Annotated in this window: 17 protein-coding genes; 3 read left to right on the forward strand and 14 right to left on the reverse strand. The window is 71.9% G+C overall.

The features are described 5' to 3' along the window. Positions 1 to 259: 259 nt before the first annotated feature. Together AB0I15_RS31785 and AB0I15_RS31790 are read left to right on the forward strand one after the other, a co-directional pair. On the forward strand, positions 260 to 1,708 hold the full coding sequence (locus AB0I15_RS31785) for an RICIN domain-containing protein (protein WP_358103188.1): 1,449 nt from the start codon (positions 260 to 262) through the stop codon (positions 1,706 to 1,708). Positions 1,709 to 1,842: 134 nt separating this feature from the next. Beyond that, a complete protein-coding gene (locus tag AB0I15_RS31790) occupies positions 1,843 to 3,915 on the forward strand; it encodes an alpha-galactosidase (RefSeq protein WP_358103191.1) in 2,073 nt (690 codons plus the stop codon). 27 nt (positions 3,916 to 3,942) lie between these two features. Here the strand turns inward: AB0I15_RS31790 and AB0I15_RS31795 are convergent, their stop codons facing one another. From AB0I15_RS31795 to AB0I15_RS31815, 5 genes are all read right to left on the reverse strand, one after another. Then, a complete protein-coding gene (locus AB0I15_RS31795) occupies positions 3,943 to 4,563 on the reverse strand; it encodes a hypothetical protein (RefSeq protein WP_358103194.1) in 621 nt (206 codons plus the stop codon). Next, on the reverse strand, positions 4,550 to 6,079 hold the full coding sequence (locus AB0I15_RS31800) for a VWA domain-containing protein (RefSeq protein ID WP_358103197.1): 1,530 nt from the start codon (positions 6,077 to 6,079) through the stop codon (positions 4,550 to 4,552). The genes AB0I15_RS31795 and AB0I15_RS31800 overlap by 14 nt, the downstream gene beginning before the upstream one ends. Continuing rightward, on the reverse strand, positions 6,076 to 7,209 hold the full coding sequence (locus AB0I15_RS31805; RefSeq protein WP_358103200.1) for a toxic anion resistance protein: 1,134 nt from the start codon (positions 7,207 to 7,209) through the stop codon (positions 6,076 to 6,078). Before AB0I15_RS31805 ends, AB0I15_RS31800 begins: the two co-directional genes overlap by 4 nt. Positions 7,210 to 7,307: 98 nt before the next feature. Next, a complete protein-coding gene (locus AB0I15_RS31810) occupies positions 7,308 to 8,372 on the reverse strand; it encodes a hypothetical protein (protein WP_358103203.1) in 1,065 nt (354 codons plus the stop codon). Between the two features lie 150 nt (positions 8,373 to 8,522). Further along, entirely contained in the window at positions 8,523 to 8,981 is a 459-nt protein-coding gene (locus AB0I15_RS31815; protein ID WP_358103206.1) for a hypothetical protein, read from the reverse strand. A gap of 185 nt (positions 8,982 to 9,166) precedes the next feature. Here AB0I15_RS31815 and AB0I15_RS31820 point away from each other — a divergent pair, with 185 nt between their 5' ends. Further along, a complete protein-coding gene (locus AB0I15_RS31820; protein ID WP_358103209.1) occupies positions 9,167 to 9,994 on the forward strand; it encodes an ACT domain-containing protein in 828 nt (275 codons plus the stop codon). Here AB0I15_RS31820 and AB0I15_RS31825 read toward each other — a convergent pair. From AB0I15_RS31825 to AB0I15_RS31865, 9 genes are read right to left on the reverse strand one after another with little or no spacing between them, the layout of a single operon-like run. Further along, positions 9,951 to 10,841: a dihydrodipicolinate synthase family protein gene (locus tag AB0I15_RS31825; RefSeq protein ID WP_358103212.1), complete on the reverse strand. Its 891-nt coding sequence runs from the start codon at positions 10,839 to 10,841 to the stop codon at positions 9,951 to 9,953. The two genes, AB0I15_RS31820 and AB0I15_RS31825, sit on opposite strands and share 44 nt — an antisense overlap. Then, on the reverse strand, positions 10,838 to 12,157 hold the full coding sequence (locus AB0I15_RS31830; RefSeq protein WP_358103215.1) for an aminopeptidase P family protein: 1,320 nt from the start codon (positions 12,155 to 12,157) through the stop codon (positions 10,838 to 10,840). The genes AB0I15_RS31825 and AB0I15_RS31830 overlap by 4 nt, the downstream gene beginning before the upstream one ends. After that, on the reverse strand, positions 12,150 to 13,526 hold the full coding sequence (locus AB0I15_RS31835) for an alpha/beta fold hydrolase (RefSeq protein WP_358103218.1): 1,377 nt from the start codon (positions 13,524 to 13,526) through the stop codon (positions 12,150 to 12,152). Before AB0I15_RS31835 ends, AB0I15_RS31830 begins: the two co-directional genes overlap by 8 nt. Beyond that, entirely contained in the window at positions 13,523 to 14,335 is an 813-nt protein-coding gene (locus tag AB0I15_RS31840; RefSeq protein ID WP_358103221.1) for an ATP-binding cassette domain-containing protein, read from the reverse strand. The genes AB0I15_RS31835 and AB0I15_RS31840 overlap by 4 nt, the downstream gene beginning before the upstream one ends. Continuing rightward, the gene (locus AB0I15_RS31845; protein WP_358103224.1) at positions 14,332 to 15,132 is read right to left on the reverse strand and encodes an ABC transporter ATP-binding protein; all 801 of its coding nucleotides are present in this window, start codon (positions 15,130 to 15,132) and stop codon (positions 14,332 to 14,334) included. The genes AB0I15_RS31840 and AB0I15_RS31845 overlap by 4 nt, the downstream gene beginning before the upstream one ends. Beyond that, positions 15,129 to 16,127, reverse strand: a complete 999-nt coding sequence (locus AB0I15_RS31850; protein WP_358103227.1) for an ABC transporter permease — start codon at positions 16,125 to 16,127, stop codon at positions 15,129 to 15,131. The genes AB0I15_RS31845 and AB0I15_RS31850 overlap by 4 nt, the downstream gene beginning before the upstream one ends. Then, complete coding sequence (locus AB0I15_RS31855) at positions 16,124 to 17,059, reverse strand: ABC transporter permease (RefSeq protein ID WP_358103230.1); 936 nt, start codon at positions 17,057 to 17,059, stop codon at positions 16,124 to 16,126. Before AB0I15_RS31855 ends, AB0I15_RS31850 begins: the two co-directional genes overlap by 4 nt. After that, positions 17,060 to 18,751 carry an ABC transporter substrate-binding protein gene (locus AB0I15_RS31860; RefSeq protein WP_358103233.1) on the reverse strand — a complete coding sequence of 564 codons (1,692 nt, stop codon included), beginning with the start codon at positions 18,749 to 18,751 and terminating at the stop codon, positions 17,060 to 17,062. It lies immediately after the preceding gene. Then, on the reverse strand, positions 18,748 to 20,682 hold the full coding sequence (locus AB0I15_RS31865) for a beta-L-arabinofuranosidase domain-containing protein (RefSeq protein WP_358103236.1): 1,935 nt from the start codon (positions 20,680 to 20,682) through the stop codon (positions 18,748 to 18,750). The genes AB0I15_RS31860 and AB0I15_RS31865 overlap by 4 nt, the downstream gene beginning before the upstream one ends. Positions 20,683 to 20,858 lie beyond the last annotated feature (176 nt).

Below are 20,858 nucleotides of genomic sequence, written 5' to 3' on the forward strand. Positions count from 1 at the left end.
AGGGCGATGGCCAGTTGGCGGAGAGTGCCCGGATCGTCGCCGTGCGCAGGGAAGTGCTGGTCGGAGGCGTTCGCACGGGGTGGATCGAGCGTTGTGCTGAAAGTTTCATCGCTCATTGACAGTGGGAAAGCGCTTACCTATGTTGTGGCGTGTCCGGACACGCGTACGACTGTCACATATGTGAACGGATGCTCGCTGGGGGGACACCACGCAGCAGGCCCGTACAGGGTCTGCCCGAGGCCGGCAAGGAGCTTGAATCGTGCGACAGAGAATCAACGGCAGAACGGCCGCCGTCATCGCGGCCGTCGTCGCCCTGGCGGGCACGGCGGTGGCCGGCATCGCGGCGGCGTCTTCGGCGGCCGCCGCGCTGGCACCGGGGAACTACACCGTGGTGAACAACGGCAGCGGCCTGTGTCTCACCGTACCGGGATCCAGCTCGTCCGACGGCGTACAGCTCACCCAGGCCGGCTGCGGCAGCGCCGGTCAGACCTGGGCCGTGGCCACCAGCGGCGGCGGCTACACGCTCAGGGCCGCCCACAGCGGCAAGTGCGCGGGCGTGCGCGACGCCAGCACCTCGGCGGGCAAGGCCGTGCAGCAGGAGAGCTGCAGCGGCGCCTCGTCCCAGACCTGGACGCTGCCCGAGTCGGGCTCCACCGTCAGGGTCGTCAACGCCAACGGCGGCAAGTGCCTCAACACCAAGGACAACGCCACCTCCTCCGGCGCCCTGGTGCAGCAGAACTCGTGCGACTCGGTCGCGACCAAGCAGTGGCGGCTCGTCCCGGCCGGCGGCGGCAACCCGACCGACCCGCCCACGGACCCGCCGACCGACCCGCCCACCAACCCGCCCGGCAACCCGACCGGTCTCGTCGGCTGGGCCACCCAGGGCGGCGGCACCAGCGGCGGCGGCAACGCCTCGCCGACCACCGTCACCAGCTCCTCGGCCCTGAGCAGCGCACTGTCGTCCGGCAGCGCCGCGGTGATCCGGGTGTCGGGCACGATCTCCTGCTCGGGCATGCTCCGCGTGGCCTCCAACAAGACCGTGCTGGGCAACTCCGGCGCGACGATCTCCGGCTGCGGGTTCAACATCTCCGAGGCCTCCAACGTCATCGTCCGCAACCTCACCTTCCGCGGCTGGAACGACGACGCCATCAACGTCCAGTACTCGACGCGGGTGTGGATCGACCACAACACCTTCAGCGACGGCTATGACGGCGCCGTGGACGTCAAGCGGGCCAGCGACTACGTCACCATCTCGTGGAACAGGGTCTCCGACCACGACAAGAGCATGCTGCTCGGCCACGACGACGGCAACGGCAGCGAGGACCGCGGGCACCTGCGGGTGACCTACCACCACAACTGGTTCGACGGCACCGGGCAGCGCCACCCGCGCGTGCGGTTCGGCAACCCCGTGCACGTCTACAACAACTTCTACGGCGGCGTCACCAGCTACGGCGTGGCCTCCACCGAGGGCGCGGGCGTGCTCGTCGAGGGCAACTACTTCGAGAACACCGAGGACCCGTTCCACCTCGGCGAGGGTGACTCCGGTCCGGGCACCCTGGTCGCGCGCGGCAACCACTTCGTCAACTCCGGCAGCGGCCAGAGCGGCGGCAGTGTCGCCTCCATCCCCTACTCCTACTCGCTCGACGGCGCCTCCAGCGTCAAGTCGATCGTGACGGCGGGCGCGGGCGCGGGACGGATCTCCGTCTGACGCCTCCCATCGGCCCCTCCGGTGTCCGGGCGCCGGAGGGGCCTCGTCGTGCGTCTCCAAGATCCGGGCGGTAGCGTCATATCGCTGATGCCGAGAAGCAGGTCCGCGCCTGCCCCCCATCTAAGGAGCCCGACTTGTCTCCCGTGATCCTCTCAGCGGCGGGCACCGCGCTGGTGCTCGACGCCTCCGGCCCCGGACTGCCGCGGGTGCGGCACTTCGGCGCGAGCCTCGGCACCGTCACCGGATCCGGCCTGGAGCCCGTGCTCGCGTCGCTGACCGCCGCGCCGCCGCTGCTGCCCGCCCAGGGCGACTCCTGGTACGGGCGGCCGGGCCTGTCGGGCGGCAGGGACGGCGAGCACTGGCCGGTCCGCTGGACCCTGGAAGGCCTCGACGTGGACGCCGAGCCCGGCTCGGGCGGCGCCGTCACCGTCACCGCCTCCGACACCAGGGCCGGGCTCGCGCTGGTGAGCGAGGTGGCCATGGACGCCGGCGGCCTGGTGACGATGCGGCACACGGTGCGCAACACCGCCACCACCCCCTACCGGGTGGAGGGGCTGGTCTGCGCGCTGCCGGTGCCGGGGCGGGCCGGGGAGCTGCTGGACTTCACCGGGCGCTGGGCGATGGAGAAGGTGCCGCAGCGGCACGGGTTCGGCCTCGGGGTGTGGTCGCGGGAGAACCGCCGGGGGCGCACCGGCCACGACGGCACCGGGCTGCTGGTGGCGGGGACCGCGGGGTTCGGGTTCCGCGCCGGCGAGGTGTGGGCGGTGCACGCCGGCTGGAGCGGGAACCACGTGCACTACGCCGAGCGGCTGGTCGAGGGCGCGTCGCTGCTGGCCGCGGGCGAGCTGCTCGAACCGGGCGAGGTCGTCCTGGCCGAAGGGGAGAGCTATCAGACGCCGTGGGCGTACTTCACCTGGTCGGGCGGCGGGCTGGACGAGGCGAGCGCCCGGCTGCACGGCCACCTGCGCGCCGCCCGCACCCTCCCGGTCCGTCCCGTCACCCTGAACAACTGGGAGGCCACCTACTTCGACCACGGCCTCGACCGGCTGCTGGAGCTGGCCGACAAGGCCGCCGCGGCCGGGATCGAGCGGTTCGTCCTGGACGACGGCTGGTTCCGCCACCGCCGCGACGACCGGGCCGGGCTCGGCGACTGGTACGTCGACGAGGGCGTCTGGCCCGCCGGCCTGCACCCGCTGGCCGACCGGGTGCGCAAGCTGGGCATGCAGTTCGGGCTCTGGTTCGAGCCGGAGATGGTCAACCCCGACTCCGACCTGGTCCGCGAGCACCCCGACTGGATCCTCGGGCGGGCCGAGCGGATGCCGCCGCCGCAGCGCCATCAGCAGGTGCTCGACCTGGCCCGGCCCGAGGCGTACGCGTACCTGCTGGAGCGGATCGACGCCCTCGTCACCGAATACGCGCTCGACTACATCAAGTGGGACCACAACCGCGACATCGCCGAGCCCGTGCACGACGGCGCTCCCGGGGTGCACGCGCAGACGCTGGCCACCTACCGGCTGCTGGACGAGCTGCGGGCCCGGCACCCCGGGCTGGAGATCGAGTCGTGCTCGTCGGGCGGCGCGCGCATCGACTACGGCATCCTCGCGCGCACCGACCGGGTGTGGACCTCCGACAGCAACGACGCCCTCGACCGGCAGGCCATCCAGCGCTGGACCGGGCTGCTCGTGCCGCCGGAGCGGCTGGGCTGCCACGTCGGCGCGCCGCACGACCACATCTCGGGCCGGTCGCTGCCGCTGGCTTTCCGCGCCGCGACCGCGCTGTTCGGCCACATGGGCGTGGAGTGGGACCTGACCTCGGCGAGCGAGGCCGAGCTGGAGGAGCTGGCCACGTGGGTCGCGCTGCACAAGCGGCTGCGGCCGCTGCTGCACGCCGGGCGGGTGGTGCACGCCGACCATCCCGACCCGTCGGCGCTGCTGCACGGGGTGGTGCTGCCCGAGCGGGCGGTGTACGCGTTCGTCCAGCTCACCACGCGGGTCGACATCGGGCCGGCCCCGCTGCGGCTGCCCGGCCTCGACCCGGCGGCCGGATACGAGGTGCGCGTCGCCGGACCGGTGCCCGAGCGGACGGGGCTGCCGGAGTGGGCCGCCGGACCGGTGCGGGTGCCCGGAGCGGTGCTCGCCGAGCTGGGGCTGCCCGCCCCCGTGCTGCGGCCCACGTCCGCGCTGCTCATCGAGGTGGAGCGGGTGTAGCGGCGGCCGATCTCACCGGCGGGCGCATCAGCCGAGGTCCAGCTCCGAGCCGCCGAAGCGGTCGCGCAGGAAGCGGCCCTGGTCGCGCAGCGCCTGCTCGTCGCCCCGGTGGATCGCCTCGGCGACCTTGCCCAGCTCGGCGTCGAGCAGCGCGAGCTGGGCCAGCAGCTCCTCGTGCGCGCTGCGCTCCCGCCCGGCGGCCCGGGTGAGGGCGTAGCGGCGGGGCAGGTTCGCGTACGCCTCGAGGCTGGCGGGCAGGTAGCGGCGGATCGTCTGCGAGACGACGTGAAGCCGGTCGGGGGAGGCGGTGAGCTGCTCGGCCCGGGCCAGCACGCCGCCGATGACCTCGGCCAGGGCGTGCACGGCGGCGCGCACGTCGTCGGGGAAGCGCCGGTCGATCCGGCGGAGCAGCCCGTCGAGGTCGGCGCGCAGCGCGCGGGTCTCCACCTCGGCGTGGGAGATCGTCAGCTTGAGGCGTTCGGGCGGGGCGAGCAGGGCGCCGACCCCGTACAGGGCGGCCACGACGACCGGCCAGAACGCGCCCGTCAGCCCCACGAAGTGGGCCAGCAGGCCGAGCAGCGCCAGGATCGAGCCGGCGATGTTCCTGGTCGAGCCCAGATACCGCAGCAGCCGCTCACTGATAGCCACGGATCTCCTTGAACGCGCTGGTCAGCGACGTCTCCCGGGCGTCGAACACGGCGCCGCCGGTCAGCTCGGCCACCTGGCGCATCTCCTCGGCGTCGCTCTCCCCGAACAGCACCACGAACGTCGGCGGGCGGCGCCGCTCCTCCGGCAGCGACCGGTAGCGGGACTCGAAGGCGGCGTAGTCGGAGCCGTCGGTGTTCTCGCCGTCGGTCATGAGCACGATCGAGGTGTAGTGGCCGGGTGCGGCCGGGCGCTCGTAGGCCGCCGCGAGACTGTCGTAGATGGCCGTGCCGCCCGCCGCGTCCAGGTTCTCGGCGAACCGCTTGATCTGGGCGAGGACGGGGCCCGGGTCGCGCTCGGGGACGGTGAACGGCACCGGCGGCCCGGTCGTGCCGCTGAACGGGATCATCGTGACGGCCTCGCGGTTGCTGAAGCGCGAGAAGGCCCCGGAGACCGAGGTGTCCGCGCCGGTCAGCGCGATCAGCGCCTGCCGCAGCGCGGCGATCCTGTCGCCCTCCATCGAGCCGGAGGTGTCCAGCACGAACCTGGTCTCGGCCGGGACCCGCACCTGGTTGAGGTAGGTGGCGATCAGCTCGTCCGCGGTGCCGCGCCGGTTCGGGAAGGGCAGCTCGATGAGCGGGACCGAGCCGAAGCGCGCGTCCAGCGGGACGCCGTTGACGATCGGGCGGCGGTGGGTGCCGGTCATGATGTCGCGCTGCACGGCGGGCGTGCGCAGCCAGGCGGCGAGTTTGCCGTACAGGGCCTTCCTGGCCTCCGGGGCGGAGGCCAGCAGCGTGAGCGGGTAGTCGGCGCTGACCACGCCGTCGCCCGGGTAGATCAGCGTGAGCGGCTCGCGCGCGCCGAGCAGCACCGACTCGTAGTTGACCATGCCGTCCACGCCCGGATTGCGGGCGTAGGCGTCGGCCAGCCAGCCCGAGGAGCCCGCGGTCAGCCGCTGCGCGGAGAAGAACTCCTTCAGCCGCGGCGTCACCGAGGCCACCTGGCCGGCGCTGAGCGCGCCGTCCGCGTCCGACAGGGCCGCGGCCACCCCGACCAGGGCGGAGAAGCCGGAGTTGGACGAGGCCGGGTTGGTCATGCCGAAGCTGAAGCGGCCGTCCCTGGCCGCCGTCGCGATGTCGGTCCACGAGACCGGGCCCTTGTCCCAGCCGAGCTCGCTCGCCTTGGCCGGCTTCAGCCCCAGCACGACGGGGGAGACCATGACCTTGGTCTGGGTGGACAGCCTGGCCTGGGCGCCGTCGATCAGGGACAGATAGCGGTTGGAGGAGAACCAGGTGGCGTCCAGCCGGCCGTCGGCGCGCCCGCTCGCGACCTGCTCGGCGCCGTCGAGGGTGCCGGTGTAGGTGAGCCGCACGCTCACCCCGGCCTCCTTCTCGGCGCGCCGGAGCAGGGGTTCGAGGTCCTTGATCTCGCTGCCGGCCAGCACGCGCAGGACGTTCTCGGGTTCGGCCGCCGGTGCGCAGGCGGTCAGCAGGAGCAGGAGCACGGCCGCCCATCTCATGAGGCCGCACGCTCCAGGTACGTCTTCGCGTGCTCCAGCTCCGACGACAGGCTGTCCACGGTGACCGCCATGCTCTCCACGGCCTTGGCGCGGAAGGCGTCGATGGTGTCCATCGTGGCGTAGACGTTGTCGAACGCCTGCCGCAGCGTGTCCAGGTCCACGGTGGCCGCGGCCGCCTGGTTCTGGATCGCGCCCGCCTGCGTGCGCAGCATCTCGCTGGTGGCCAGGATCAGGTCGCCGGTCGTGGCGTTCAGCGCGGTGATCTGGTCGAGCACCAGCTTCTGGTTCGCCAGCGCCTGCGCGACCGTCACCGCCGTGCGCAGCGCCGCGACCGTCGTCGTGGTGGCGCGGTCCACGCCCTTGCTGAGCTCCAGGTTGTTCTTGCGCACCAGGTCCAGGGCCAGGTAGCCCTGCGCCGAGACGGCGAGCTGGGTGAGCAGGTCCTGGTACTTCTGGCGGACGGTGAACAGCGCGTCGGAGCGCAGCGCCGTGGCCTGCTCCTCAGTGGCCACCGTGATCCGCTCCTCCAGGGCGGCGTCCATGGCCTGGGCCATGACCGCGTACTCCTGCAGGCGGGTCATCGTCTCCCACAGGTTCGCCTTCTCGCCCTCGATGGCGGCGTTGTCCCGCAGCAGCTCGTCCTGGCCGGACCTGAGCGCGCGGATGATGTCGTCGAGGTGGCTCTGCGCGGAGCGGTACTTGGCGAAGTAGTCGCGCAGCCGGTCGCCGAACGGGATGAGCCCGAGCAGCCGGCGTGGCCCGCTCGTGGCCTGCTTCGGGTCCAGGTCCACGATCGTGCGGCGCAGCGCGACCAGCTCGCCGGCGACGCGGCCCTGCGCGTCGGCGCCTTCGCCCTTGGCGGCGGAGAGCGCGGCGACCGGGCGCTTGAGCATGCGGTTGGCCACCTGCGAGGCGGACCTGATCTCGGTGTCGCCCATCGAGGAGATGTCGTGCACCTTGCGGGAGAAGTCGGGCGAGCGCGGGTCGAGCCCGCTCAGCTCGCCGGCGAACTCACGGGCCTTGGCGGACAGCTCCGCCGCGCGCTCGTCGGCCAGCGGCAGCATGGTGGCCGCCGTCTCGGCCGGGACCGGGGTCACCGGCGCGGGCGGCGTGAGCACCAGATCGGACACGGTTCGGGATCTCCTTCGTCAGGGCCGGTTCGTCGGAGTCGGTTGGCAGGGCCGGTTGGCTGGGCCGGTTGGCTGGGCCGGTTCGCTGGGCCGGTTCGCTAGGGCCGGGCGGAGTCGATGGCGGTGATCAGGCGGTCGAGGCGCTCGTACGCGGGCGGCTCGACGACGTCCACCAGGTCGGCGGCGGGCGTGCCGCTCCTGGCGGCCTGGTCGGTGAACGCCCGCGGGTCGGTGGTGCGGAAGCCGTACGCGGCGGCCAGGGCCTGCAGTTCGCGATCCTTGGTCAGCAGCTCGCCGATCCGGTTCCCCTGACCGGAGAGGGGGACCAGGGTGTGCTTGCTGAGCACGGTCGGCGACGGGTACACCAGCCGCATGTCCGGCTTGATCGCGCCGTCACCGGCGAAGACACGGGCCAGGTACTGGGCCTCGTAGACGACCAGCATCGGCGTCTTGCCCGCGCCCAGGGCCAGATAGTCGTCGAACGACGCCTCGCTGGTGGACTCGGAGAAGCCCTGGTCGAGCACGGCCGGCGCGAGGACGGGCGCGATCTCGGCCACCTGCGCGTCGGAGCTGATCACGTCCTCGCCGTTGGCCACGTAACCGATCGCCGACAGGTACATGGCCGCGGAGTTCGAGGTACGGATGTCCGTGGTGGTGAGCAGCACGCGCTTTCGCGCCTTATAAGCCGAATTATCAGGAAGTTGATCCCAGCGAGTGCCTTTGGCGACCAATTCCAGGTATTTCTTGACGTCGAAAATCGAGCCGCGTAGCACGCCGGCCTTGGTCAGCAGGGCGGCGATCGGCTCGAACGTCGCCACCGCCATCGGTGAGTAGAACGGCGCGTACGTGGTGGCGGCCCGGCGGTCGCGCTTGATCCGCTCGGCGGCCGGCGCGCTGGAGGGGAAGGCGAAGGCGTACCGGCTCAGGTCCACGTCGGTGACGATCTGCCGCGAGCCCGCCGTGTCCACCTCGACGCGCAGGCCGTGCCGGGCGAAGACCGCCCGTACCTTCGGGTCGTCGAAGAACGGTCTCTTCTCCGACCCGATGACCCCCCGTACGACCGTCAGGGCCGCCTTGTCGTCCCCCCGGTTCCCGGCGACGACGGCGGCCACCGCCACCCCGGCGAGCACGGTCGCCAGAATGACCCCTATCCACCGCTTCATCGTGAAATAACCCCCATATCTCGGATTATGGGAGGGCGATCACGGCGGTCGCGCGGGTGTGAAGTGGACCGTACGGCAGAATTCATGCGCCGTTCACGGTGGCCGGGCGGTTTTTCCGATTTATCCCGACGTGCGGAATGTACCGATCGGTCAGGGGATGACGTCGGCCACGATGGTGGTGCCGTCCTTGCGGCACGAGGTCAGCCTGCCGGTCCGCATGCTCTCGGCGGCGGTGTTGCCGGCGCACTCCCAGCCGGCGACGGTGGCGATCCCCGCGGTGCCCTGCCTGGGAGTCTGCGGGCGGTGGTAGGCCCGGAAGACGCGCAGGGCCTGCGCGCAGTCCGCGCGGCCCTTGTGCACCGCGACCACGGCCATCGGCGCGCCCGGGGGCTGCGGCTGGACCTCCCCGCAGACCGTCCCGGGCCCGGCCATCGCCGGACGGCGCGACTCCCGCGCCGTCGGCTCAGGCGTCCGTGCTTCAGGGGTCCGCGCTTCAGGGGTCCGCGCTTCAGAGGTGCCAGGTGAGGCGGTGGGCGTGATGGCCGGCGCGGGGGCGCAGGCGGCCAGGGACAGCAGGAGCGGGGCCCAGAGGGTGACGCTGAAACGCATGGGGTCGGGAACTCCACGACTCGACTTCGTGACCGGGGGAGTCTCTCACGCGTCACCCGTCCAGGGGTGCCGGGCCGGACTGGTGGCCGGGTTGGAAACGAACGGTCAAGGGGTGAGGCCGGTTTAATGTCGCCGCAACCCCAGCGCTCGTGATCAGGAAACACACCGCGGCCATACTCGGAGTCATGAGTGATACACGTAAGGTGACATGGCGGCGTGAGCTCGCGGAGCTCGCCGCGCTGTTCCTGGCGGTCGGGCTGGCGCACCTGCTCGCCACCCTGCTCGGACACGAGGATCCGGGCCCGGTCGTGCTGGTCGGGCTCGGCGTGGCGTTGATCGCCGGTGCGGCGATCCACAAGCGGCTGGGCCGCGTACGCCGAAGAGCCCCGCTGCCGGTCGGGCAGGGCGCGGGAGACCCGATGGCATTGTGGCGGGTCCGCATGCGCGTGGTGGAGCGGCCCGGCAGGCTCGCCACCGTCGCGGGCGCGTTCGGCGGGCTGGGGTGCAACATCCTGGCGCTGCACATCGCCCCCACCGGCAGCAGCGCGATCACACCGGCCGGATGCGACGCGCTCGACGAGTTCGTCATCGAGGCGCCGCACGACCTGTCCACCGCCGTGCTGGCCAAGGCGCTGGCCGAGGCCGGCGGGCACGGCGTCGTGATCGTGCCCGCGCAGGTCAAGGACCTCACCGACCCCGGCGTGCAGGCGCTGGTCCTGGCGCAGCGGGTCAGCGCCGACCCCGACCGGCTGCCCGAGGCCATGGCCGAGTTGCTGCGCGTCCCGCGGGTCGAGTGGCGCCGGCCCGGTGACACCGTGGACGAGGGCGCCGGGCTCAACACCACCATGGTCATCTCCGTCAACCCCGACAGGGCGCTGCTGATCAGGCGGCCCGAGCTGCCGTTCACGCCGACCGAGGCGGCCAGGGCGGCGGCGCTGACCGCCGCCGCCACGCACGCCCGCTACACCGCTAGCGGTAACCCTTCGCCAGCACGGCCTGCGTCTCGCGGGTGATCCGGTCCGCCAGCTCGGGCGCGAGCGCGGTGCGCGGCGGGCGGCAGGCGCCGCCCTTGCGCCCGGCCAGGTCCATCGACAGCTTGATGGACTGCACGAACACGGTCTTGGAGTCCCAGCGCAGCAGCGGGTGCAGGTCCCGGTAGAGCGGCAGCGCCTTGGCCACGTCGCCGGAGACGGCCAGGCGGTAGAGCTCGACCGTGGCCCGCGGGATCATGTTGGGGTAGCCGGCGATCCAGCCGACCGCGCCGGCGATGCCCAGCTCCAGCAGCACGTCGTCGGAGCCGATCAGCAGGTCGAGGCCGGGCGCCAGCTCGGCGATCTCGTACGCCCTGCGCACGTCCCCGCTGAACTCCTTGACCCCGACGATCAGCCCCTCCTGGTACAGCTCGGCGAGCAGGTCGGGCGTCAGGTCCACCTTCGTGTCGATCGGATTGTTGTAGGCGACGACCGGCAGCCCGGCCTTGGCCACCTCCCGGTAGTGGCCGACGATGGCCGCGTGGTCGGCGCGGTAGGTGTTCGGCGGCAGCAGCAGCACCGACGACGCGCCCGCCTCGGCGGCCTGCTCGGCCCACCGCCGCGACTCGGCCGCGCCGTAGGCCGCCACACCCGGCATCACGTGGAACCCCTGGGGGGCGGCCTCGATCGCGGTGCGCACCACGCGGGCGCGCTCCTCGTCCGTCAGCGTCTGGTACTCGCCCAGCGAGCCGTTGGGGCACACACCGTCGCAGCCGCCCTCGGCCAGGAAACGCACGTGCTCGGCGTAGCCGTCGTAGTCGACGGACAGGTCGTCGTTGAAGGGCAGCGCGGTCGCGACGTGCACGCCGTGCCACACGGGGGCTGTCATGTTCTCTCCTTGTTCCACTGTTCCAGCCCGCTCGCGTCGATGGGCAGGGCGGCGGACAGGATCTCCGCGCCGTCCTCCGTCACGAGCAGGTCGTCCTCGATCCGCGCCCCGATCCCGCGCAGCTCCGGTGGAACCGTGCGGTCATGGGCGTGGAAGTACAGTCCGGGTTCGACGGTCAGCACCATCCCCCGCGTCATCTGCGCGCCGTGGTACGCCTCGGGCCTCGAGCGCGCGCAGTCGTGCACGTCCAGGCCCAGGTGGTGGCCGATGCCGCAGATGAGGTAGCGGCGGTGGTGCTGGCCGGTGTCCGACAGGGCCTCGTCCACCGACACCGGCAGCAGGTCCCAGTCGTGCAGGCCGCGGGCGATGACCTCCATGGCCGCGTGGTGGAAGGCGGTGAACGGCCGGCCCGGCGTCACCTGCGCCAGCCCGGCCCGGTGCGCCCGTTCGACCAGGTCGTGCACCTGCCGCTGGGCGGGGGAGAAGGTGCCCGACGCGGGGAAGGTGCGGGTGACGTCGGCGGTGTAGTGGCTGCGGGTCTCGACGCCCATGTCCAGCAGCAGCAGCTCGTCCTCCAGGACGGGGCCGTCGCAGCGCACCCAGTGCAGGGTGGGGGCGTGCGGCCCGCTGCCGACGATGGAGGCGTAGCCGGGGCCGTTGCCGTAGGCCCTGGCGTACCGGTCGAAGGTGCCCTGCAGCCAGCGCTCGCCCGGCCCCGCGATCGCGGCCGGGACCTCGGCCAGGACCGCGGCGAAGCCCTCGACCGTGCGGTCCACGGCCTCGCGCAACTGGCCGACCTCCCAGTCGTCCTTGATCATGCGCAGCTCGGCCAGGACCCGCCGGACCTCCGCGGGCACGTCGGCGGGCGGCGCCTCGGCCAGCGGCCTGACCGGGACGCCCAGCGCGGCCGACCACTCGGCCAGGGACGGGGACGGGCCCACCCAGAGCTCGCCGTAGGCGGCGTCGGCGTAGAAGCCGGTGTCGCCGGGGCGGGCGGGCGGCGGCAGGTAGAGCGTGGCCTCGCCGCCGCCGACCACGGCCACCGCGTTCTCCGTGGCGCAGCCGGTCAGCCAGTAGAAGTCGCTGTCCACGCGGAAGTCGTAGGAGGTGTCGTTGCTGCGCACCGGGGCCTGGCCGGCGGCGATGACCACCGTCCGGCCGGGGAGCGCCTCGGCGAGCCGGGCCCGGTGGGCGGCGGCGGCCCCGGCGGCGCCGGGCACCAGGTCGGGGGTGCGGGCCGGGGAGTCCCAGCCCTGCGCGATGTACTCCGCGAACGCGGGGATCTCCGCCAGCTTGGGCAGCTTGCCGTCACTCATCGCTGATTCCTCCTCCTGTGTCGCGTACGAGCCTGGTCAGCCGGGCGAAGACGCGCTCCTCGCCGATGCCGTCGTGCTCGTACTCGTTGGTGACCCACGCCTGGGTGTTGCCGACCCGGGCGGCGGTGTCGAGCTGCAGGCCCGAATCGACGTACATGTCGTCAAAGTAGACCGCGGCGGCGACGGGGACATCGTTGGCGGCCAGCCGGTCCAGGTCGTACAGCGGCGGCCAGTCGCCGCGCCGGGCGAGCAGCTCGATGGCGGCGCGGAACGGGCGCAGCGCGCGGATCTCCGCGAACATCCAGGGATAGATCATCTCCCCGGTGAACAGCAGCGGCCTGGCGTCCTCGGCGAACGCCGGGTGCAGGGCGCGCTCGCGCTCGGCCGCCCACGCGGTCGCGCCGGGGCCCGAGCCGTAGATGCTCTCCTGCAGCGCCGCGAACAGCGGGTTGTCGGCGTAGGAGGAGCGGGCCAGCACCTGGTGCAGGAACGTCTCCGGCAGCGCCCCGCCGTGATCCGGGAGCGACTCGTCGAGCAGCCAGTGCATGCGCTCGTAGCCGGGCTTCATGCCGAAGTCGATGCCGAGCGACTGCAGCCGCCGGACGGTCAGCGTGTCGCCGTCGGGGAGCAGCACGTCGCCCCCGGCCAGCCGGTCGGCCAGCCGCGCCGTCGTCTCCGCGTGGTGCGGGTAGCGGCGGTAGAACTCGGCGTTCTTCGCCGCGACCCGCGGATACGTGCGCCGGTAGACCTCTTCGGCGTCCGGGTCCAGCGACGGCAGGCCGCCCGCCACGTAGCAGGCGCTCAGCCCCTCCGGCGCCCGCGACAGGTACGTCAGCGTCAGGAACCCGCCGTAACTCTGCCCCAGCGTGGACCAGCGCCGCCCGCCGAACACCGTCGTACGCAGGTGCTCGGCGTCGGCCACGATCGAGTCCGCCCGGAAGTGCGCCAGGTAGGCGGCGCCCTCCTCCGCGCCGAGTGCGCCCATCACCCGCCCGTCGATCCGCGAGCTGCGGCCCGTGCCGCGCTGGTCGAGCAGGATCACCCGGTAGCGCTCCAGCGCCTGCCCCAGCCAGCCCGTCGCGCCGACCGGGCGCGGGCCCTTGCCGCCGGGGCCGCCCTGCAGGTAGAGCAGGCACGGCAGGTCTTCGCCGTCGCGGGCGGGATCGACCAGCTCACGGGCGAACACCGTGATCGTCGCCCCGGAGCCGGCGGTGGGGATGGCGGTGGGGATGGCGGTGGGGATGGCGGTGGGGATGGCGGTGGGGATGGCGGTGGGGATGGCGGCGGCGTGCGCGGTCCAGTCGAGGGGGACCCGTTCGACGTGGTCGCGTACCCGCATCCCGGGAATCGTGTACTGAGCGGTGATCACGTTCTCTCCCTCCTGCGGCGGTCCCATTCCGGGTCGATGCGCGGGATGGCCGCCAGCAGCGTGCGCGTGTACTCGTCGCGCGGGTCGCCGAACACCTGCTCCGTGGAGCCCAGCTCGACGATCCGGCCCTTGCTCATCACCGCCACGCGCTGCGCGATCTGCCGGACCACGGCCAGGTCGTGCGCGATGAACACGTAGCTGAAGCCGCTCTCGCGCTGCAGCCGCCGCAGCAGCTCGATCACCTGCGCCTGCACCGACACGTCCAGCGCCGAGACGGCCTCGTCGCAGATCACCAGCCTGGGGTTGACGGCCAGCGCCCTGGCGATGCCGATGCGCTGCGCCTGCCCGCCGGAGAACTGCGCCGGGTAGCGCAGCGAGTGGTCGGGGTTCAGCCCGACCCGCTCCATCAGCTCCTTGGCGTGCGCCCGCCTGCCGCCGTTCGGGGCGATGCCCTGGTAGAGCAGCGGCGCCATGAGGATGCGCTCCACCGTGTGCCTCGGGTTGAGCGAGGAGAACGGATCCTGGAAGACGACCTGGACGTCGGCGCGGAAGCGGGCCAGCGCCGCGCCCTTGGCGTGCGTGACGTCCTCGCCGTCGAACTCGAGGACGCCCTCGGTCGGGTCCATCAGCTTGGCGATCATGCGGGCGGTGGTCGACTTGCCGCTGCCCGACTCGCCGACCACGGCCAGCGTCTCGCCCAGCCGCACCTCGAAGCTCACCTGGTCCACGGCCGTGAACTCGGCCCTGGCGCCCAGCGGGCCGCGCGAGACGAAGCGCTTGATCAGGTCCGTGGCGCGCAGCAGTGTCATGCCGTCACCTCGTCGTCGATGCGGGGGATGCTCTCCAGCAGCATCCGGGTGTACTCGTGGCGGGGCTCGGCGAAGACCTGCTCGGCGGTGCCGTACTCGACCTGCTCGCCGCGCCGCATCACCAGGACGCGGGTCGCGATCGAGCTGATCACGGCCAGGTCGTGGGTGATGAAGACCATCCCGGTGCCGCTCTGGCGGCGCAGGTCGGCCAGCAGTCGCAGGATCTGCGCCTGCACGGTCACGTCCAGCGCGGTGGTGGGCTCGTCGGCGATCAGCAGCGCGGGCTCGCAGACCAGCGCCATCGCGATCATGACACGCTGCCGCTGCCCGCCGGAGAACTGGTGCGGGTAGTAGTCCACCCGCCGCTCCGGATCCGGCAGCCCGACCTGGGCCAGGGCCTCGATCGCGACCTTCCGCGCGGCCTTGCGGGAGGCGTCGCGGTGGGCGCGGTACATCTCCTCGATCTGCAACCCCACCGTGTAGTACGGGTTCAGCGACGACAGCGGATCCTGGAAGATCATCGACATGCGCTCGCCCCGCAGCCGCCGCAGCTCCCGGTCCGGCCGGCCGAGCACCTCGCTCCCGTCCAGCCGGACGCTGCCGGAGGTCGCCGCCCCCTTGGGCAGCAGCCCCATGATCGCCAGGCTGGTCATCGACTTGCCGGACCCCGACTCGCCCACGATGCCCACGGTCTCGTCCCTGCCGACCGTGAAGGACACGCCCTTGACCACGTCCACCGGGCCGCGCGTGGTCGGGAACGTGACGGTGAGGTCCTCCACCACAAGCAACTCGCTCATTGGGCCGTGATCCTCACTCTCGGGTCCAGCCTCGTGTACACGAGGTCCACCACCACGTTGCCGACCACCACGAAGAACGCCGCCAGCAGCGTCACCGCCATGATCACCGGCTGGTCGTTCTTGGCGATGGAGTCGGCGGCCATCTTGCCCACTCCGTTCAGCCCGAACACCGTCTCGGTGATCAGCGCTCCGCCGAGCAGCCCGGCGAAGTCCATGCCGAAGATCGTGGCGATCGGCGTCAGCGCCGGCCTTAGCGCGTGCCTGCGCATGGTCAGGCCCGGGCTCAGGCCCTTCGACCGGGCCGTCCGCATGAAGTTCTCGGACAGGGTGTCGATCACGTTGGCGCGGGTGAGGCGGGCGTACAGGCAGGCGTAGCCGGTGGCCAGCACGAGCCACGGCATCAGGTACGACTGGAACCACACCACCGGGTCGTCGGAGAACGCCACGGCCTGCGGGAACGGCAGCACCTGGAGCTGCACCACGAGCACGTACTGCAGGGCCAGGGCCAGCACGTAGTTGGGGATGCTGGAGCCGCCGAGCGCCAGCCCCATCGCCGTACGGTCCCACCACGTGCCCTCCTTGACCGCGCTGAGCAGCCCCGCGGCGATCCCGATGAACAGCCACAGCGCCGCCGCCCCGATCGCGACCGTCGCGCTGACCGGCAGCCGCTCCACCACCATCTCCATCACGGACTGGTTGGTCTGGAAGCTGTAGCCCAGGCACGGCGCCGCGCAGTGCACGAGGTTCGCGCCCTCGCCGTAGTCGCGCCCGGCGAAGATGCCGCCGAGGAAGCGGAAGAACTGCGTCAGGATCGGCTCGTTGAGCCCCAGCACGCCGCGGATCTGGTCGATGCGCTCCGGCGTGCACGTCTTCCCGCAGATCATCACCGCCGGGTCGGGCTGCAGCGTGAAGAAGAGCAGGAACGTGAACAGGCACACCAGGAAGAGGATCACCACGACCGAGATGAGCCGGCCGGCCACGTAACGCGCCATCATGACGCCTCCCCCGCGTCGAAGGCGGCCCGCAGCCGGTCGCCGAGCACGGTCAGCGACAGCACCGTGCAGAACAGGAACGTGCCGGGGATCGCGAAGTACATCGGATCGACGGCGTACCAGCCGACCGAGCTGGAGATCATCTGGCCCCACGACGGGGTGGGCGGGGTCACGCCGACGCCCAGGAACGACAGCCCCGCCTCGGTCCCGACGTAGCCGGGCACGGCGAGGGTGGTCATCACGATGAGGGAGCTGCGCAGGTTCGGCAGGATCTCCTTGAACACCAGCGCGCCCGTGGAGGCCCCGGAGGCCCGCGCGGCCTCCACGAACTCCCGGTTCACCAGCGTCATCGTCTGCCCGCGCACCACCCGGGCCAGGTACGGCCAGCCGAACACGCTGATCACCACGACCAGCAGCACCGGCCGGTTGCCCTGCGGCAGCGCGGACAGGATCGCGATCATGAAGATGAGCGCCGGGAAGGCCATCAGGAAGTCCATGACCCGGCAGATCACCTGGTCCACCCAGCCCTGGTAGAACCCGGCCAGCATGCCCAGCACCACGCCGAGCAGCGTGGTGAGCGCGGTGGCCGAGACCGCGATGAGCAGCGACACGCGGGCGCCGTAGGCGATGCGGGCCAGGATGTCACGGCCGTTCTGCGGCTCGACGCCGAACAGGTGGTCGGCGCTGATCCCGCCGAGCGAGCCGTACGGCACGCCGCCCAGGTCGGTGTTGACCGCGGCCGTGTCGAAGTCGTTGGGGCCGTGCCCGGTGATCGCGCTGATCAGCGGCGCCCCGATCGCCATCAGCACGATCAGGGCGAGGAAGGCGCCGCTGAGCACGGCGCCGCGGTCGCGCAGCAGCACGCGCACGACGCGGCGGCCCGAGGTGGCGGGCGGAGGGCCCGCCACCTGCTCTGGATGAGCTGCGACGGTCATCTACTTCGTCGGCTTCGCCAGTCCGACGGAGACCAGGTCGATGCCGCCGGAGAAGGAGTTGGACTGGTAGGCGCCCGCGAGGTTCGCGCCGTTGACCAGGATCAGCTTCTCGTAGGCCAGCGGCACGACCGGCGCCAGCTCCATGATCTGCTTGTCCAGCTCGCCGTAGGCCGCGTTGGCCTGAGCCACGTCCGTCATCGCGGCGATCTCGTCGATCTTGGCGTTGACGTCCTTGTCGTTGATCTGGGCGAGGTTCGCGTTGCCCTTGGAGGTGATGTTGCGGCCGTCGAACAGCGGCGGCAGGAACGTCGCGCCGGAGGCCCAGTCCGGGCACCAGCCGGTCACGGCCATGTCGGTCTGCTTCGCCGGGGTGCCGATGACCTCGTAGTACGTGGAGGTGTCGATGTTGTTGATCTTGACGTCGATGTTGACCTGCTTGAGCGCCTCCTGGACGGCCACGGCGACCGCCGCCATCTTCGGCAGTGCCCGGCTGTCCAGGCTCAGCGAGAACCCGCCCGACAGGCCCGCCTCGGCCAGCAGCGTCTTGGCCTTCTCGACGTCGTACGGATACGGGTCGTAGTCCACCCGGCCCGCGACCGTCGGCGGCTGGATCGAGGTGCCCTTGGCCGCCAGCGTCGACCCGCCCATCGCCGCGACGATGGTGTCCTTGTTGATCGCGTGGTTGATCGCCTGGCGCACGCGCACGTCACTCAGGTGCTTCCTGGTGGTGTTCAGCCCCATGTAGGTCGTGCACCCGTTGAGCCCGGACAGCGTGCGCGCCTTGATCTGCGGCGTCTGCACCCGTGCCACGGTCGCCGCCTGGATGCTCGACCCGATCGCGTCGGAGTCGGTGCCCTGCCCGGCCAGCATGCGCTCGTCGATCGTGGCCGCGTCCAGGCCGAACGTCCACTCGAACGCGTCCGGCTTGGCCGTCCGCACGGTGTCGGTCTCGGCCTTCCACTGCGGGTTGCGCTCCAGCTTCAGCGACACGTTCCGCTGGTAGCTCGCCACCTTGTACGGCCCGCTGGCGATCGGCTTGCTGTCGAACGCCGCGGCCGCCCCGGTGCCCTTGGGGAACGGGGTGAAGTTCGCCAGCGCCAGCGCGCTCGGGAAGTCGGCGAACGGCTTCTTGAGATGGATGACGACCGTCTTGTCGTCCGGCGTCTCGATCGTGTCGAGGTCGCCCGACAGGTACGGGCCCTTGTAGTCCTTGGGCGCGTCGAGCAGCAGCTTGCCGTACGGCGAGCCGATCCCCGCCTCCGGGTCGAACGCCCGCGAGAAGCCGAACTTGACCGCCTCGCTGGTGATGGGCGTGCCGTCCTCGAAGAACAGGTTGTCCTTGAGGGTGAACGTCCACGTCTTCGCTCCGTCGGAGGCCGTGCCCGTGTCGGTGGCCAGGTCGGGCACGATCTTCGTGCCCTCCGCGCCCGGTCCCGCCCCGAACGTCGTCAGCCCCCGGTAGATGAGCCGGTAGAAGTTGTTCACGCCGCCGTCGAAGCCGCGTACCGGGTCCAGGTGGGAGAAGTCCGCGACGCTCAGGACGTGGACCGTGCCGCCCGTCGCGGGGGTCGCCGCCGAGCCGGGCTGGGCGCCGGCCGCGGGGGCGGCACTGCCGCCGCCTCCGCCGCCGCACGCCGCGAGCGCCAGCACGGCGGTCATGGTGACGCTCACGAGCGCCGCAGATCTCCTCATGTCGCCTTCTTTCCGTTGGTTCCGTTCAAGGTCCTGACCCAGACCCGCATGGCCTCGGGGCCGCGGTTGCCCCACAGGAAGTAGGGGACGAAGGTCGCCGTGACCGTCGTCTCCGGGAGCGCCCGCTCCAGCGGCAGCTCGGGATAGAGCTCCGCGGGGGGCGGGGGAGCGGCGTGGGCCGTCATCCGCAGGACGACCACCTCGTCCCGCCGCTCGATGTTGGCGTTAACAATGTCGGGCACGCCGACCATCAGGTCGTCGACGGCGGCCTGCGGGCTGTCCTGCTGCTCGACGCAGTAGACGAGCGGCCCGCGGGCCACGCTGACCGCGTCCCTGGTGGCGTCGAGGTAGGGGTGCGAGCCGTGCGCCCTGACCGGCATCGGCAGGGTGAGCCGTACCTCGTCGCCCGCCGACCAGCGGCGTTCGAGCGTGAGCCAGCCTTCGGCGGGCTCCGCGTCCTGGGGTTCGCCGTTGACGGTCACCGTCGCGCCGCGGGCCCAGCCGGGGATCCGCAGCGCCAGCCCGTACGGGCCGTCCGGCGCGCGCTCGACCGTGAGCCGCGCGTCGCCGTCCCACGGGTACCCGCTCTCCATCGCCAGGTCCAGCTCCGCGCTCTCCACCCTGGCCGTGGTGTAGTGGGCGACCAGCACGGCGCCGTCCCGCTCGGCCGCCACATAGTCGGCGAGCTGAGCCATCCAGCGCACGATGTTCGGCGGGCAGCACGGGCAGCCGAACCAGGCGCGGCGCAGGGGCTCGCCACCCGCCTCGGCGCCGCTGCGCTGCTCGTGGTCGGGGCGGCGCTGCAGCGGGTTGTCGTAGAAGAACGCCCGGCCGTCGGCCGACAGGCCCACGGCGTAGGCGTTGTAGAGCACGCGCTCGAACACGTCGAGGTATGCGGCGCCGCCCGTGGCCAGGAACATCCGCCACGCCCACTGCATGACGGCGATGGCCGCGCAGGTCTCGCTGTAGGACCGCTCGGACGGCAGCTCGTAGCGGTCGCCGATCGCCTCGTCGGAGTGCCGGCTGCCCAGGCCGCCGGTGATGTACAGCTTGGCCGCCACCATGTCGTCCCAGAGCCGCTCCAGCGCCTCCAGCAGCGACGGGTCGCCGGTCTCGAGATGGACGTCGGCCGCCCCGGCCGCCAGGTACGCCATGCGCACCGCGTGCCCGGTCACCGACGGCAGCTCGCGGAAGGGGAGGTGGTCCTGGAAGTAGTCGCCGGGGAAGATGCTGTGCTTCAGCTCGCCCTTGCCGCGCCGGTCGACGAACGCGCCCGCCAGGCTCAGGTAACCGCGCTCGCCGGTCTCCCGGAACAGCTCGACCAGCGCCATCTCGACCTCGGGATGCCCGCAGATCCCGCCCTCGCCGAACCGCTCCACCACCAGGTCCGCGAACCGGGCCGCCACGCCCAGCAGCCGGTCGTCGCCCATCCGGCGCCGCGCCGCGACGGCGGCCTGGATGAGGTGGCCCAGGTTGTACAGCTCGTGCCCCCAGGCCGGGTCCTCCCAGGGCTTCTTGGTGGCCGCCGGGTCCTGGAAGAAGGAGTTGAGGTAGCCGTCCTCCGCCTGGACGCGCTCCAGGAGGGTGACGACCTCCTCGAAGAACTCCCGCACCGTGTCGTCGGCCGGGCCGTCGGCTGGGTCGCCGCCCAGCTCGTAGGCCAGCCCTTCGAGGGTCTTGTACAGGTCGGTGTCCAGGAAGGGGTAGCGGCCGCGGTACGGCGCGGGGTCCCGCTCCAGCAGGCGGCTCAGGTTGGCGACGTTGCCGGCCGCGCGGAGCTGCTCGATGGTGTGCGGGATGGTGGCCTCGCGATTACGGCGCTGCCAGTGGTGCAGCAGCCCACCGGTGATACGCGCCCCCGGCACCGGCCGCACGGCCCCGCTGACGGTACGTACGGCGCCGGCCAAGGGTCTGACCTGCTTAGACGTCATGAATCTTCCCAGTAATGTGTGGCATTGCACTGAACCATAGGTGTCTGGGAGGTGTGTTGCCAAGGGTTGGGGATGGACGAAAAGAGAACGTAACCGGTCCGGAACCTGGCTGGGGCGACGCCCGGACCCGGCCGGAAACGACGGAACGCCCGCCACTACGGGCGGGCGTTCACGGG

It is taken from the genome of Nonomuraea sp. NPDC050643, from assembly GCF_040654715.1.
Classification (GTDB): domain Bacteria; phylum Actinomycetota; class Actinomycetes; order Streptosporangiales; family Streptosporangiaceae; genus Nonomuraea.

Excerpts from the sequence above, each read along its gene's own strand:
- AB0I15_RS31845 (WP_358103224.1), bottom strand. The coding sequence starts at position 15,132 with ATGAGCGAGTTGCTTGTGGTGGAGGACCTCACCGTCACGTTCCCGACC.
- AB0I15_RS31830 (WP_358103215.1), bottom strand. The coding sequence starts at position 12,157 with ATGAGTGACGGCAAGCTGCCCAAGCTGGCGGAGATCCCCGCGTTCGCG.
- AB0I15_RS31825 (WP_358103212.1), bottom strand. The coding sequence starts at position 10,841 with ATGACAGCCCCCGTGTGGCACGGCGTGCACGTCGCGACCGCGCTGCCC.
- AB0I15_RS31810 (WP_358103203.1), bottom strand. The coding sequence starts at position 8,372 with ATGAAGCGGTGGATAGGGGTCATTCTGGCGACCGTGCTCGCCGGGGTG.
- AB0I15_RS31815 (WP_358103206.1), bottom strand. The coding sequence starts at position 8,981 with ATGCGTTTCAGCGTCACCCTCTGGGCCCCGCTCCTGCTGTCCCTGGCC.
- AB0I15_RS31850 (WP_358103227.1), bottom strand. The coding sequence starts at position 16,127 with ATGATGGCGCGTTACGTGGCCGGCCGGCTCATCTCGGTCGTGGTGATC.
- AB0I15_RS31865 (WP_358103236.1), bottom strand. The coding sequence starts at position 20,682 with ATGACGTCTAAGCAGGTCAGACCCTTGGCCGGCGCCGTACGTACCGTC.
- AB0I15_RS31860 (WP_358103233.1), bottom strand. The coding sequence starts at position 18,751 with ATGAGGAGATCTGCGGCGCTCGTGAGCGTCACCATGACCGCCGTGCTG.
- AB0I15_RS31840 (WP_358103221.1), bottom strand. The coding sequence starts at position 14,335 with ATGACACTGCTGCGCGCCACGGACCTGATCAAGCGCTTCGTCTCGCGC.
- AB0I15_RS31855 (WP_358103230.1), bottom strand. The coding sequence starts at position 17,059 with ATGACCGTCGCAGCTCATCCAGAGCAGGTGGCGGGCCCTCCGCCCGCC.
- AB0I15_RS31800 (WP_358103197.1), bottom strand. The coding sequence starts at position 6,079 with ATGAGATGGGCGGCCGTGCTCCTGCTCCTGCTGACCGCCTGCGCACCG.
- AB0I15_RS31820 (WP_358103209.1), top strand. The coding sequence starts at position 9,167 with ATGAGTGATACACGTAAGGTGACATGGCGGCGTGAGCTCGCGGAGCTC.